The 13205-nt window shown below is 66.1% G+C and carries 13 protein-coding genes; 3 read left to right on the top strand and 10 right to left on the bottom strand.

Annotation, left to right across the window (positions count from 1 at the left end):
* Positions 1–10 precede the first annotated feature (10 nt).
* The 3 genes from gspF to DUGA2_RS21210 are packed head-to-tail and all read left to right on the top strand — an operon-like array spanning position 11 to position 4094.
* On the top strand, positions 11–1231 hold the full coding sequence (gene gspF, locus DUGA2_RS21220) for a type II secretion system inner membrane protein GspF (protein WP_070271472.1): 1221 nt from the start codon (positions 11–13) through the stop codon (positions 1229–1231).
* 19 nt (positions 1232–1250) lie between these two features.
* Entirely contained in the window at positions 1251–1832 is a 582-nt protein-coding gene (locus DUGA2_RS21215) for a type II secretion system protein N (protein WP_070271471.1), read from the top strand.
* Positions 1833–1841: 9 nt separating this feature from the next.
* Positions 1842–4094 (top strand): patatin-like phospholipase family protein, encoded by a 2253-nt coding sequence (locus DUGA2_RS21210; RefSeq protein WP_070271470.1) that lies wholly within the window; start codon positions 1842–1844, stop codon positions 4092–4094.
* Here the strand turns inward: DUGA2_RS21210 and DUGA2_RS21205 are convergent.
* The 10 genes from DUGA2_RS21205 to DUGA2_RS21160 form a co-directional block, all read right to left on the bottom strand.
* Positions 4084–4854 (bottom strand): helix-turn-helix transcriptional regulator, encoded by a 771-nt coding sequence (locus DUGA2_RS21205; protein WP_070271469.1) that lies wholly within the window; start codon positions 4852–4854, stop codon positions 4084–4086. The two genes, DUGA2_RS21210 and DUGA2_RS21205, sit on opposite strands and share 11 nt — an antisense overlap.
* Positions 4855–5039: 185 nt before the next feature.
* Positions 5040–5246: a hypothetical protein gene (locus tag DUGA2_RS21200; RefSeq protein ID WP_008443981.1), complete on the bottom strand. Its 207-nt coding sequence runs from the start codon at positions 5244–5246 to the stop codon at positions 5040–5042.
* A 12-nt stretch (positions 5247–5258) separates the two neighbouring features.
* Positions 5259–6608 (bottom strand): ATP-dependent protease ATPase subunit HslU, encoded by a 1350-nt coding sequence (hslU, locus tag DUGA2_RS21195; protein ID WP_070271468.1) that lies wholly within the window; start codon positions 6606–6608, stop codon positions 5259–5261.
* Positions 6605–7147 carry an ATP-dependent protease subunit HslV gene (hslV, locus tag DUGA2_RS21190; RefSeq protein WP_070271467.1) on the bottom strand — a complete coding sequence of 181 codons (543 nt, stop codon included), beginning with the start codon at positions 7145–7147 and terminating at the stop codon, positions 6605–6607. The genes hslU and hslV overlap by 4 nt, the downstream gene beginning before the upstream one ends.
* A 71-nt stretch (positions 7148–7218) precedes the next feature.
* The gene (locus tag DUGA2_RS21185; RefSeq protein ID WP_070271466.1) at positions 7219–8562 is read right to left on the bottom strand and encodes an STAS domain-containing protein; all 1344 of its coding nucleotides are present in this window, start codon (positions 8560–8562) and stop codon (positions 7219–7221) included.
* 55 nt (positions 8563–8617) lie between these two features.
* Positions 8618–9067, bottom strand: a complete 450-nt coding sequence (gene dksA / locus DUGA2_RS21180) for an RNA polymerase-binding protein DksA (protein ID WP_070271465.1) — start codon at positions 9065–9067, stop codon at positions 8618–8620.
* A gap of 89 nt (positions 9068–9156) precedes the next feature.
* Entirely contained in the window at positions 9157–10227 is a 1071-nt protein-coding gene (locus tag DUGA2_RS21175; RefSeq protein ID WP_070271464.1) for a GTP-binding protein, read from the bottom strand.
* A gap of 132 nt (positions 10228–10359) precedes the next feature.
* Positions 10360–11307, bottom strand: a complete 948-nt coding sequence (gene xerC / locus DUGA2_RS21170) for a tyrosine recombinase XerC (RefSeq protein ID WP_070271463.1) — start codon at positions 11305–11307, stop codon at positions 10360–10362.
* A gap of 11 nt (positions 11308–11318) precedes the next feature.
* Positions 11319–11987: a DUF484 family protein gene (locus DUGA2_RS21165; RefSeq protein WP_070271462.1), complete on the bottom strand. Its 669-nt coding sequence runs from the start codon at positions 11985–11987 to the stop codon at positions 11319–11321.
* A 122-nt stretch (positions 11988–12109) separates the two neighbouring features.
* Entirely contained in the window at positions 12110–13165 is a 1056-nt protein-coding gene (locus DUGA2_RS21160; protein WP_070271461.1) for a porin, read from the bottom strand.
* Between the last annotated feature and the right edge of the window lie 40 nt (positions 13166–13205).

Here is a 13205-nt window from a genome sequence, read left to right as displayed (position 1 = left end):
GCGACCGACGATGCCCGCATTCCGTTATGAAGCCGTCGACGCCGGCGGCGCCACCAAGAAGGGCGTGCTCAATGCCGACAGCGCGCGCTCGGCCCGCTCCGAGCTGCGCACGCAAGGCCTGGTGCCGCTCAAGGTGGACGCCATCGCCGCGCAGGTCGACGCCGCCGGCGTGACCAAGAGCCGCGGCTTCGGCGAGCGCCTGTCGGCCACCGAGCTGGCGCTGTTCACGCGCCAGCTGGCCAGCCTGCTGGAGGCGGGGCTGCCGCTGGAGCAGGCCTTCACCGCCTTGCTGGAGCAGGCCGAACGTCCTTATATGCGCGACCTGATCGCCTCGATCCGCTCCGAAGTGATAGGCGGCGCCGCGCTGTCCGACGTGCTGGGACGGCATCCGCGCGACTTCGCCGAGATCTACCGCGCGCTGGTGGCTTCCGGCGAGCAGATCGGCCAGCTGTCGCGCGTGCTGTCGCGCCTCGCCGACTACATCGAGCGCCGCAACGCCCTGATCCAGAAGGTGCGGCTGGCCTTCACCTATCCGGCCATCGTGACGGTGGTGGCGTTTTCCATCGTGATCTTCCTGCTGACCTACGTGGTGCCGCAGATCGTCTCGGTGTTCGCCAACACCAAGCAGAAGCTGCCCATCCTGACCATCGTCATGCTGGCGGTGTCTGACTTCGTGCGCAACTACGGCATCGTGGTGGCGATCCTGCTGGTGGGCGCGTGGTTCATGTGGCGCCGGGCGCTGCAGAATCCGGCGCTGAAGCGGCGCTGGCACACCTGGCTGCTGACCGCGCCGCTGTACGGAAAATTCGAGCGCAGCCTGAACACGGCGCGCTTCGCCAGCACGCTGGCGATCACCACCGGTTCCGGCGTGCCGATACTGCGCGCGCTGGAGACCAGCCGCGATACGCTGTCCAACGTCGCCATGCGCGAGCTGGTGGGCGAGGCCAGCGACGCCGTGCGCGAGGGCGTGAGCCTGGCGCGTTCGCTGTCGGCGCAAAAGCATTTCCCGCCCATGCTGATCCACATGATCCGCGCCGGCGAAATCACCGGCGAGCTGCCGGCCATGCTGGACCGCGCCGCCGCCGCGCAGGAAGCCGACCTGGAACGCCGCACGCTGACCATCGCCGGCCTGCTGGAGCCGGCGCTGATCCTGGCGATGGGCGTGGTGGTGCTGCTGATCGTGCTGGCGGTGCTGATGCCTATCATCGAAATCAATCAGCTGGTACGCTGACAGAGGAAGCAAGAGAATCATGAAGCGTTTGCCATTAGTCGTTACCGTTCTTGCCGTGGTGCTGTTGTCGGCCTCGCTGGCCTATTGGGGACTGCAGTTGTTCAAGCCGCAGCAGCGCGCCATCGCCGCGCCGCCGCAGCAGGCCCCCATGGCCCTGAACATCGAGGCCGCCAAGGGCCTGTTCGGCGGCCAGATCACCGTCGCCGCCGTCAGCAACTACCAGCTCAGGGGCGTGATCGCCGCGCGCGGCGAAGACAGCGCCGCCATCATCGTGGTCGACGGCCAGCCGCCGCTGGCGCTGGGCGTGGGCCGCGAGGTGGTGCCCGGCGTGACAGTCAAGGAAGTGCATCCCAAGTATGTGGTGCTGTCGGAAGGCGGGGCGCTCAAGCGCGTGGAGCTGGTCGCCGATACCGGCGCTGGCGCCGCAGCGGCCGGCGGCCAGCCGCCGTCGCTGCTGCCCGGCCCGGGCCAGCAACCCCTGCCGCCGATCGCGCCGCCGACACCGCAGGCGCCGCCGCAACAGCCGCCGCAGCCACCGCAGCGGTCCAGCGTGTCGTCCACCATCGTTGCTCCCGTTCCCGGTTCCGACCGCACCCAATAGGACATCCCCATGGTCATACCCCGTACCCTGGCCGCAGCTTTTTGCTGCGGTTTTTTGTTGGCGGCCGCAATCGGCCTGCCTGCCGCCGCGCAAACCCCGACGTCGACCGCCACCTCGGTCGCGCCTGACGCTTCGATCAAGCCGCGTCCCAAGGTCGCGCTGGTGCTGTCCGGCGGCGGCGCGCGCGGCTTCGCCCACATCGGCGTGCTGCGCGCGCTGCAGGAGCTGCGCGTGCCGGTCGACTTCGTGGTCGGCACCAGCATGGGCAGCGTGGTCGGCGGCGCCTATGCGGCCGGCAGTTCGGTCGAACAGCTGGAGCAGCTGGCGCGCCGCACCGACTGGAACGCCGTGGTGGCGGATCGTCCGCCGCGCGATGAGCTGGTGTATCGCCGCCGCGAGGAGGATTTGCTGCTGCCGTCGCGCATCGAGTTCGGCGCCAAGCTGGATGGCGTTTCGCTGCCGCCGGCCGCCGCCGGCAACGAGGCGCTGGAGCTGGCGCTGACCCGCGTGCTGCCGCACGGCGCGCGCGACAAGCCGGTCAACCTGCTGCAATTGCCGTTCCGCTCGGTGGCCTCGGACCTGGTCACGGGCGAGCTGGTGGAACTGAACGACACGCCGCTGTTCCTGGCGATGCGCGCCTCGCTGGCGGTGCCGGGCGTGTTCGCGCCGGTGCGGGTCAACCAGCGCTTGCTGGTGGACGGCGGCCTGGTGCGCAACCTGCCGGTCGACGTGGCGCGCGAGATGGGCGCCGACATCATCATCGCCGTCAACGTCGGCACGCCGCTGGCGCAGGAGAAGGAGTTGATCAGCGCGGTCAGCGTGGCGCAGCAGATGCTGCAGATCCTGACCGAACAGAACGTGCAGCGCTCGCTCAAGGAGCTGCGCCGCGACGATGTGCTGATCGCGCCCGACCTGGGCGGCATCGGCTTCCTCGATTTCGCCCGCCACGACCGTGCGATGAAGGCCGGCGAGGCGGCGGTGCGCTCGATGAGCGCGCAGCTGGTCAAGCTGGCGTTGCCGGAGGCGCAGTATGCGGCGTACGAAATCAAGCGCCTGTCGGCGCCGGTGGGCATAGACCAGCCGGTGCGGCTGGCCAAGCTGGAGGTGGCGCCGAGCGGCCGCATCAATCCGAAGGAACTGGAAGTGCAGTCCGGCCTGCAGCTCGGGCAGCTCGTCACCAACGAGCAGGCGCAGGCGGCCGGCAACCAGCTGTTCGGCCGCGGCGACCTGGCGCGGGTGGAAACCGAAGTCCATGACGACAAGGATGGCCGCAGCGTGCTGATCAAGCCGACCGAGGCCGACTGGGCGCGCAGCCGCCTGCGCGTGGGCCTGGAGCTGAGCAGCGATTTCACCGAGAACAATGCCTTCGAGCTCAAGGTGATGCATGTGCTGTCGTCGCTGAACGACTGGGGCGCCGAGCTGCGCACCGTCGGCCGCGTCGGCACCGAGCGCGCGGTGGGCGTGCAGTTCTGGCAGCCGCTGGGCGCCGGTTCGCAATGGTATGTGGCGCCGGCGCTGCAATACAATTCGGCGGCCGTCGATATCTTCAACGAGACCGGCTTCCGCCAGGCGCGCTATGCCTACAACAGCCAGAGCGGCAGCGTGGCGCTGGGGCGCCAGCTGGGCCATTGGGGCGACATACGCTACGGCGTGTCGCGCGAGAAGCAGGTGTACCACCAGAGCATACCGGAAGACCGCACCGAGCTCAGCGAGATACAGACCATCCAGCGGCTGAGCTTCAACATCGACAGCCTCGACACGGTGGCCTTTCCGACGCGCGGCACGCTGTTCTCGCTGGACTGGGAGCGCCTGATGCACAGCGGCGCCAGCGGCGCCGTGCCGACGCGCCAGAGCGTGCAGGGCTTGCAAGCCTTCCATGTGGACCGCTGGGCCGGCCATGTGTATGCGGAATGGTCGCGCAGCCAGGGCAGCGGGTCGGCGAACAACCTGGGCGGCTTCCTGCGCCTGTCGGGTTCGACGCCGCAATCCATCATCGGCGACCGCACGCTGCTGGGACGGGTGGTGATGGCGCGCAGCATAGGCGCGATGCCGGCCGCGCTGGGCGGCGATGTGCGGCTGGGCTTTTCGCTGGAGGCGGGCGGCGCGTACAGCCCGACCAGCCCGTTGCGCTGGGGTTCGCTGCACCAGGCGGCCAGCGGCTTCTTCGCGGTCGATACGCGCTTCGGTCCGCTGTACCTGGGCGCCGGCACCACCAAGGGCGGCAACAGCAGCGCCTATCTGTTCCTCGGCCCTATCTGGTAGCGGCGGTTGTCGACGGCGCCGGCGGCGCAGCGCGGCGCAGCGCGGTGAAGGCGGCGAATTCCCAGGAGCGGAAGCCGACCAGCAGCGTGAAGCCGTCGCGCTCGTGCGGCGCCAGCTTGCGGTCGCTCTGGTGCAGCCGCGCCAGTTCGCCGGCCAGCTGCTGGATGCGGCCCACCAGTTCCTCGGCGCTGGGCAGCGACAGCCGCGCGGGCAGGCACAGCAGCGTTTCGCCGGCGCCGTCGAAGCTGCCGCCGAAGTAATCGTGCACCGCGTGCTCGCGGAAAAATTGCTGCACCGGGCCGTCCGGCAGCCAGCGGAAGGCGTTCGACACGCGCAGGCGGTAGCGGTTCATCGGCTTGAGTTCGATCACGCCCAGCCGGTCCAGCTCGGCCAGCAGCATGATGCATTCGGGCTCGGTCAGGTTGTAGGTTTCCAGCACCTGCTCCAGCGTCCAGTGGCCCAGGCAGCAGATCGCCATCAGCAGCAGGTGCGGCTGCGCCAGCAGCGATTTTTCCTGGGTCAGCGTCAGCGCGTCGGCCTGCGGCGTGGCGTCGGCGGCGCCGCGCAGCACGTCCTCCATCGCCACCCCGGCCGCCTTGCAGATCTGCGCCAGCCGCGACAGCGACATGTCCTGCTGGCCGAACATGCGCTTGACGCTCGATTCGCTCATGGCGATCCGTTCGGCCAGCATTTTGTAGGTGACGCCGGCGGCCCGCATCTGGGTCCGCAAGACTTGCAGCAGCAATTCCGGTGAGCTCATACCCTGCCTTGGTAAAAAAACAAAAGGTATCGTAGCACGGTACCGGATGGCGTGAAAAGCAAAGCTTGGAATAATCGGGTGGTACATCGGACGGAAGTGGGGGACACTAGGGCACGCTGTCCCTCGCAGCAGGGATGGCACCGGACAAGCGGAGAGCGGGCGCCACCACCGGCGCCCGCCGACGCCTACTTTTCCTCCGGATCCGGCTTCAGGCTGATCCTGGCCAGCAGGCGCTTGGCCGCCTGGCGGTCGGTCGCCGCCGGCTTGGCGTGCGGGCCGGCGCCGCCGGCGCGCGCCTTGGCCGCCAGCGCCACCGGATTGCGCGGCGGCTTCTGCGACGGCTCGACCCGTATCGTCATCTTCTGCCGCGTCGCCAATGCCTTGTTCGCCATGACCCCGACTCCCTACAAGACGTAGCGCGACAGGTCTTCGTTGACCGCCAGCGCATCGAGCCGCGCGTTCACGTAGGCCGCGTCGATGGTGATCAGCTTGCCGCTGTCTTCGCTGGCCGTGAAGGACAGTTCTTCCAGCAGCTTTTCCATCACCGTGTACAGGCGGCGGGCGCCGATGTTCTCGGTGCGCTCGTTAACCGAGTAGGCGATCTCCGCCAGCCGCGTGATGCCTTCCGGCGCGAATTCGATGGTGACGTTCTCGGTGGCCAGCAGCGCCTCGTACTGCTTGGTCAGGCAGGCGTCGGTGCTGGTCAGGATGCGCTCGAAATCGGCGATCGACAGCGACTCCAGCTCGACCCGGATCGGGAAGCGGCCCTGCAGCTCAGGGATCAGGTCCGACGGCTTGGCCAGGTGGAAGGCGCCCGAGGCGATGAACAGGATGTGGTCGGTCTTGATCATGCCGTACTTGGTGTTGACGGTCGTGCCTTCGACCAGCGGCAGCAGGTCGCGCTGCACGCCGGCGCGCGAGACGTCGGCGCCGCCCACTTCCGAGCGCGAGGCGATCTTGTCGATCTCGTCGAGGAAGACGATGCCGTTCTGCTCGACGTTCTGGATGGCCTTCTGCTTCATCTCGTCGTCGTTGACCAGCTTGGCGGCTTCCTCGTCGATCAGCACCTTCATCGCTTCCTTGATCTTGACCTTGCGCGCCTTCTTGCGGCTGCCGCCGATGCCGGAGAACATGGACTTGATCTGCTCGGTCATTTCCTCCATGCCGGGCGGGGCCATGATTTCCATCTGCGGGCCGTTCTCGGCCAGCTCGATCTCGATTTCCTTGTCGTCCAGCTCGCCCTGGCGCAGGCGCTTGCGGAAGGTCTGGCGGGTGCTGTCGCCTTCCTTGCCTTCCTTCGGCGCGTCGGTCGGCGCGGCCTGGTGGAAGCCGAAGTCGCGCGCCGGCGGCAGCAGGATGTCGAGCACGCGGTCTTCGGCCGCATCCTCGGCGCGGGCGCGCACCTTGGCCATCTCGGCCGAGCGGGTCTGCTTGACGCCGATGTCGATCAGGTCGCGGATGATGGTGTCGACGTCGCGGCCGACGTAGCCGACCTCGGTGAACTTGGTGGCTTCGATCTTGATGAAGGGCGCGTCGGCCAGCTTGGCCAGGCGGCGCGCGATCTCGGTCTTGCCGACGCCGGTGGGGCCTATCATCAGGATGTTCTTCGGCGTGATCTCATGGCGCAGCGGCTCTTCCACCTGCTGGCGGCGCCAGCGGTTGCGCAGCGCGATGGCGACCGCCTTCTTGGCGTTGCCCTGGCCGACCACATGTTTGTCGAGTTCGCCGACGATTTCCTTCGGAGTCATGTTCATGCTGGTTCCAGTGTCTCGATGATGTGGTTCAGGTTGGTGTAGATGCACAACTCGCCGGCGATGGTCAGTGACTTTTTGACGACTTCCGACGGCGACAGTTCCGTATTTTCCACCAGCGCCTTGGCCGCCGACTGGGCGTAGGTGCCGCCGGAGCCGATGGCGCCGATGCCGTCTTCCGGCTCCAGCACGTCGCCGTTGCCGGTGATCACCAGCGTCGATTCGCTGTCGGCCACCAGCAGCATCGCCTCCAGGCGGCGCAGCACGCGGTCGGTGCGCCAGTCCTTGGCCAGCTCGACCGAGGCGCGCAGCAGGTTGCCCTGGTGTTTTTCCAGCTTGCCTTCGAAGCGGTCGAGCAGGGTGAAGGCATCGGCGGTGCCGCCGGCGAAGCCGACCAGGACCTTGCCCTGGTAGACCTTGCGCACCTTGCGGGCCGTGCCCTTCATGACGATGTTGCCCAGCGTGACCTGGCCGTCGCCGCCCAGCGCGACCTGCTTGCCGCGGCGCACGCACAGGATGGTGGTGCCGTGAAATTGTTCCATAGTTACCTCAAAGTAATGACGCGGACTGCTTCAAGACTGAAAAATGGGGTTGGACCTGGAAATTGCAAGTTTCAGTATTTATGCGGGTAGATGCGGGCGATGTCGGCATAGCCCAGCAGGCGCAGCAGCGCCGTCACCAGGTGGTTGACGTCGCGGAACTCGATCTTCTTGCCCAGCGGCGCCAGGCTGGCGTGCAGCTGGTTGGCGCAGGCGTAGTCGATGCGCGTCAGGCGCGAGCAGTCGAACACCAGGGTCTGGTACTGATCAGCATAGTGCTGGATCTGGCCGAGTAAAGGGCCGAGCTGGCCCTCCAGCTGCGGCGGCAGCATGAAGCGGTCGGGCGCGGCCGAAACGGAGGCCGCCGGCCGCTGGGCCGTGGCGGTGGCCACCTTGTGCGGCGCCACGAACGATGGCGGCGACACTTCGAAGGTGACGCAATAGTCCATGCCGGTCTCCTCGAATTCCTTTTCGCGGTTGAGCAGTTGCAGCAGTTCCAGCAGCAGCAGCCACGGCGCCTCGGTATCGTCGCGGCGGCCGATGGCGATGCCGTCGCGTATCAGCGCGGCCAGGCCGTCGGCGCCCACCAGGATCAGCTCGCGCTGCCGGGCCTGCAGCTTGCGCAGGGCGTCGAGCAGCAGCGCGCAGCCGGCCGGCTCGACCGCCGTCACGCGGCTGAACTCCAGCCGCAGCAGCGGGCTGTCGGCGGCGGCCAGGCGCAGGCGCTCCAGCTGGGCGGCGATATGCGGGTCCAGCGTGCCGGCGAAGGCTTCGGTCGGCGTCAGGCCGGCCCAGCCGGGCGAGGCGGCGGCCAGCGCGGCCGGCGCGTTCCACGGCGGCGGCGAGGTTTCGAAGGTGCTGGCGTAGTCGATCGACAGGTTGTCGAAGCGGTCGCGCTGGCCGCCCACCTGGTACAGGTCGAACAGCATCCACCAGACGGTGCGGTCGCCGTTGGCGTCGGCCAGGCTGGCGCTGAGCAGCTGTTCGGCCACGGCGGCCTGGCCGTTGGCGTACAGGATGGCGATTTCCTCCACGACCGGCGCGGTTTCGGCGGCCACGGCCAGCTGCGGCAGGTCGTCGTCGCGCAGCAGCAGGGTGGTGGGGATGTCGGCCAGCGCCTCGGTGTCGGGGCCGCCGTCGGCGTGGGCGGCGGCTTTGGGGCGGGCGGGCCGGGCGGCGCGCTGGCTGCCCCAGGCAGGTTCGGGTTCGTTGAAGATGTCGAAGGTCATCGCCGATTCGATGGCGTCGATCTTCATCGCGGTGGCGCGGGCGATCTCGCGCTGGCGGGCCTGCTGTTGCTGGCGTTCGAGCTCGCTGTTGGCGGCCAGGCGCGCGGCCTCGTCATCGTCGCCGGGGTTGGGCTGGGTGGCGGCGTCGGTCTTCTTGAAGATGGAGAACAGTCCCACGCTGATCCTCATGGTTGGCCGTAAAAAAAAGCACGCGGCTGCGTGCTTTTTTTAACGTCGTCGCGAATTAATCGCCGTACAGTTTCTGCTTCAGTTCGCGGCGCTGCTGGGCTTCCAGCGACAGCGTCGCGGTCGGACGGGCGATCAGGCGTGGAATGCCGATCGGTTCGCCGGTTTCTTCGCACCAGCCGTAGTCGCCGCCATCGATGGCGACGATCGATTGCTGGACCTTTTTCAGCAGCTTGCGCTCGCGGTCGCGGGTGCGCAGTTCCAGCGCGTGTTCTTCTTCGATGGTGGCGCGGTCGGCCGGGTCCGGCACCAGCACGGTTTCGCGCAGGTGTTCGGTGGTTTCGCCGGCATTTTTCAACAGCTCTTTTTCAAGCGCTTGCAGCTTGGCTTTGAAAAAGGCCATTTGCGCCGGATTCATATAATCCTTTTCATCCATCTTCAGAATTTCTTCTTCGGTCAGGATGCGGTCGGCGGCGGCGGGGGTCGATTTATTAGTTTTGGTGGTCATAACTTCGCTTACCTTCGATACGACAGAGTTTTCAATTAATCAGCCCGGAGTTTGTGGCTATTTAGCCATCCCCACAAAACCCGGATAGTTTATACCAGACATTGTTCTAAACCGCTAATAAAGATATCTTTCGGCAGATTTTTACCGATAAATACCATTTTGCTGCCACGAACGTCGTTTTCTCCCCATTTGGCGCCCAGGTCGCTGCCCATGATCTGGTGCACGCCCTGGAACACGACCTTGCGATCGGCGTCTTTCATGAACAATACGCCTTTGTAGCGCAGCATGCGAGGACCGTAGACATTCACCAGGCCGCCGAGGAACTCATCGAGCTTGGCGGTGTCGAACGGGCGTGTACTTTTGAACACAAAAGCGGCGATATCGTCGCTGTGGTGCGCGTGGTGGTGGTTGTGGCCGTGTTCCTCGTGGTGGTGGCCATGGTCGTGCGTGTGATGGTGGCCGCAGTGCTCGTCGTGCACGTGGTCGTCGTCGTGGGCCTGGTCGGTTTCCAGGAAATCCGGGTCCAGTTCCAGCTTGTCGTTCAGGTTGAAGCCCTTCAGGTCCAGCACCTCGGACAGCGGGGCGCGGCCGAAATCGGCCGTGCTGATCGGTGCGCGCGGGTTGATGCGCTTGAGGCGGGCGGTCAGCGTGGCGACCTCGTCGGCGCTGACCAGGTCGGTCTTGGACAGCAGCAGCTTGTCGGCGAAACCGACCTGGCGCTGGGCTTCCTCGTGCTGGTCCAGCTGGTCCATGGCGTGGCGGGCGTCCACCACCGTGACCACGGCGTCAAGCATGTAGTGAGTGCCCACTTCCTCGTCGACGAAGAAGGTCTGCGCCACCGGGCCGGGATTGGCCAGGCCGGTGGTCTCGATGACGACGCGGTCGAAGTGCAGTTCGCCGGCTTCGCGCTTCTGCGCCAGGCCGCTGAGGGCGACGATCAGGTCGCCGCGCACGGTGCAGCAGATGCAGCCGTTGTTCATCTCCACGATCTGTTCGCCGCTGTCCTGCACCAGGATTTCATTGTCGATGTTTTCCTGGCCAAACTCGTTTTCGATGACGGCGATACGCATGCCATGCTGTTCCTGCAGGATGCGGTTCAGCAGCGTGGTCTTGCCGGCGCCGAGAAAGCCGGTGAGGATGGTGGTCGGTATCAGTGCCATGGTGCTTACCAGTCTGGTCTAGGAGGAAACCCTAGATGGGGATCAAATGCAGAAATGCAACCGGTCGATTATGCCGGAATTCGGCCCGGGCTAGCAATTCGTCCGATTGAGCAACGTCAGTACGAGGGTGCGCTATTTCACCTTGGCGCGCGGATGGGCCTTGTCGTACACCTCGGCCAGGTGCTGGAAGTCCAGCGCGGTGTAGACCTGGGTCGAGCTGATGCTGGAATGGCCCAGCATTTCCTGCACCGCCCGCAGGTCGCCCGAGGACTGCAGCACGTGCGAGGCGAACGAGTGGCGCAGCATGTGCGGGTGCACGTGCACCGGGGCGCCGTGGGCCGCGCCATGGGCCTGCAAACGCTGTTGTATCACCCGCGGCGAGACCCGCGTGCCGCGTGTGCTGAGGAACAGGGCGTTGCCGCCGTCGGCGGGCGCCGGCCGCACGGCGAGCCAGGCCGCCAGCGCGTCGAGCGCGGCGGCGCCCACCGGCACCACGCGCTGCTTGTTGCCCTTGCCGGTGACGACCACTTCGCGGTTGTCCAGCGCCACCCAGCCGAGCGCGTCCTTGCCGGCGGTCAAGTCCAAGCCGGCCAGCTCGGACACCCGCAGGCCGCTGGAATACAACAGTTCGAACATGGCGCGGTTGCACAGCTCGGCCGGCCCGGGGGCGGCGCCGGCGTGCGGGCGGGACGGCGCCACCAGCTGCACGGCGTCGTCCACCGACAGCGCGCGCGGCAGCGTCCTGGCGCGCTTGGGGGCGCGCACGCCCTGCACCGGGTTGGCCGCCAGCGCGGTCTGGCCGCCCAGCCAGTCGAAAAAGCCGCGCCAGCTGGACAGCTTGCGGGCGATCGAACGGGGATCGAGGGCGCGCGCGTGCAGCTTGGCGGTCAGGCGGCGGATGGTGAAATGGTCGATTTGCTGCCAGTCCTGGCCGGCGGACAGCCCGGCCACGAGTTTGGCCAATTCGTGCAGATCGCGCCCGTAGGCGCTGACGGTGTGGGGCGACAGCCGGCGCTGGTCGCGCAGCTGGGCCAGGTAAGCGTCGATCCAGGCCAGTTTGCGGTCGGGATCGGCGCTCATGGCGGCGTCGCTCAGGCCAGCAGCCAGGCCAGCGCGGTGCTGGTGGTTTCGCCGATGTGGACCAGGAAATCGGTGGCCATCAGCGAGGTGAAGCGCGCCGGGTCGGACGAGCCGAGGATCAGCAGGCCGAAGGCGTTCTTGTTGCCCGGCTTGCGCAGCGGGATGATGACGGTGGACGTGATGCCGGTGGCGTCTTCCAGCCAGCGCACGGCTTCGAAATCCTTGTTGGTGCCGCAATACGGCGCCATCAGGCTGTTGGCGAAGATGCGCGCATCTTCCGACACGCCGTTGACGAACCATTCGCCCAGGTAGTCCGGGGCGGTGTCCCAGATGCGCAGCGTGGCCTGCGGCACATCAAAACTCGACTTCAGGCCGCTGACCACCGCGTGTGGCATGGAACCCACATCTTCGGCTTCCAGCAACACCTTGGTCCAGCGGTGGAACTTGTTGGCGATCGCTTCGTTTTCCGACGCCAGGCGCATCAGATTGCTCATGCGCAGTTCCAGCGCCTTGTACTTGTCGCGCATCACTTCCATCTGGCGCTCTTGCAGCGACACGGCGCGTCCCGTCAGCGGGCTGGCCAGTTTGATTTCCCCCAGCAGTTCAGCATGCTCTTCGAAGAAATTCGGGTGTTCGGTCAGGTATTGCGCGACGAGGGTGTGATCCAGTGGGACAGTCATTGAGGTACTTTATTGGCGAAGGTGGAAAGGCATAGCCATTCTAAACGAAAAAAAACGGACATGGTTGCCCATGCCCGTCATTCCCCAACCCAAGCGCCGGCAGTTCTTGCCGACTGCGCGGCTTAGAAGTTGTGGTGGATACCGAGGCTGTAGAAATTCAGCGTGGTAGCTGCCTTCTTGTTCGAGGCATCGACATACAGGTAGGTGCGGGCCGACAGGTTGTAGTCGTAGCCGACCGAGGTTTGCTTGGTCTTGACCAGGGCCGGGTTGCCCAGGCTGTTGTCCGGGGTCTTCTGGCCGTAGCCGAAGCGCACCATGCCGGCGCCGACGGTGTAGTTGGCGCCCAGGATCCAGGCCTTGGTCTTAGGATTGATCAGGGTGCTGCTGGCCTGGTCCTGCTTCTGGTAGGAACCCATCAGTTTCAGGTCGTTGACCGGCTTGAACGACGCGCCGATCGACCACAGTTTGGTTTCGATGGCGTTTTTCTCGTAGGCTGCGTAGGCGGCGAACGGGCCGCTGTTGGCGGTGGCGCTCAGCGAGTAAGGCGTGGTCAGCGGCGCTGCGTTGGCGGCGAACTGCGGCGCGGCGGCCGTGCCCTTGCCGATGATGGCCGGGCTGTTGTTGGCTTCCTTGGCGGCGACGGTGGCGTTGAACTGGAAGATGCCGCCGATCACAGGGGTGTTATAGAACACGGCGTTCGAGAAACGGTTGCCCGAGTTGCCGACCTGGCTCAGCGGATCGCTGGTGTAGCCGGCCACTTGCAGGTCGGTCTGGTAGCCGGCCACGGCTGGCAGGCCGCTCCATGGTTCGAAGGCGGTGCTGGTTTCCTGGAAGGCGGTCAGGCCACGGCCCAGGCGCACGGTACCGAAGTCGCCCTGCAGGCCGACGCGGCTCTGGCCCTGGAACAGCGGACGGCTGTTGGCGCCGGAGGTGTTTTCGATGGTGCCGGTGTCCGGCTCGTAGCGGATTTCCAGCTGGAAGATGGCTTTCAGGCCGCTGCCCAGATCTTCGACGCCTTTGAAACCGAGTTTGTTGTTGTCGCGCTTGCCGACCATGGTGGTGGTGCCAGTGCGTTTGGAAATGCCAGCATCTACAGTGCCATAGATGGTCACGGACGATTGCGCGTATGCGCCAGCAAACACGCCCATGAGAGCCAGAGCCACTAAAGATTTTTTCATTTGAGTTATTCCTTTATGAGTGAACATGCATACTTCCAAA

This window comes from Duganella sp. HH101 (genome assembly GCF_001758795.1).
In the GTDB taxonomy this organism is placed as follows: Bacteria; Pseudomonadota; Gammaproteobacteria; order Burkholderiales; family Burkholderiaceae_D; genus Rugamonas; species Rugamonas rivuli.
The sequence above is the reverse complement of the archived record's forward strand: the minus strand, read 5'-3'. Positions and strand labels throughout refer to the sequence as shown.

What these genes read in the sequence shown, in the direction of transcription:
- gspF (WP_070271472.1), top strand. Translation starts at nt 11, where the DNA reads ATGCCCGCATTCCGTTATGAAGCCGTCGACGCCGGCGGCGCCACCAAG.
- DUGA2_RS21215 (WP_070271471.1), top strand. Translation starts at nt 1,251, where the DNA reads ATGAAGCGTTTGCCATTAGTCGTTACCGTTCTTGCCGTGGTGCTGTTG.
- DUGA2_RS21210 (WP_070271470.1), top strand. Translation starts at nt 1,842, where the DNA reads ATGGTCATACCCCGTACCCTGGCCGCAGCTTTTTGCTGCGGTTTTTTG.
- DUGA2_RS21205 (WP_070271469.1), bottom strand. Translation starts at nt 4,854, where the DNA reads ATGAGCTCACCGGAATTGCTGCTGCAAGTCTTGCGGACCCAGATGCGG.
- DUGA2_RS21200 (WP_008443981.1), bottom strand. Translation starts at nt 5,246, where the DNA reads ATGGCGAACAAGGCATTGGCGACGCGGCAGAAGATGACGATACGGGTC.
- hslU (WP_070271468.1), bottom strand. Translation starts at nt 6,608, where the DNA reads ATGAACATGACTCCGAAGGAAATCGTCGGCGAACTCGACAAACATGTG.
- hslV (WP_070271467.1), bottom strand. Translation starts at nt 7,147, where the DNA reads ATGGAACAATTTCACGGCACCACCATCCTGTGCGTGCGCCGCGGCAAG.
- DUGA2_RS21185 (WP_070271466.1), bottom strand. Translation starts at nt 8,562, where the DNA reads ATGAGGATCAGCGTGGGACTGTTCTCCATCTTCAAGAAGACCGACGCC.
- dksA (WP_070271465.1), bottom strand. Translation starts at nt 9,067, where the DNA reads ATGACCACCAAAACTAATAAATCGACCCCCGCCGCCGCCGACCGCATC.
- DUGA2_RS21175 (WP_070271464.1), bottom strand. Translation starts at nt 10,227, where the DNA reads ATGGCACTGATACCGACCACCATCCTCACCGGCTTTCTCGGCGCCGGC.
- xerC (WP_070271463.1), bottom strand. Translation starts at nt 11,307, where the DNA reads ATGAGCGCCGATCCCGACCGCAAACTGGCCTGGATCGACGCTTACCTG.
- DUGA2_RS21165 (WP_070271462.1), bottom strand. Translation starts at nt 11,987, where the DNA reads ATGACTGTCCCACTGGATCACACCCTCGTCGCGCAATACCTGACCGAA.
- DUGA2_RS21160 (WP_070271461.1), bottom strand. Translation starts at nt 13,165, where the DNA reads ATGAAAAAATCTTTAGTGGCTCTGGCTCTCATGGGCGTGTTTGCTGGC.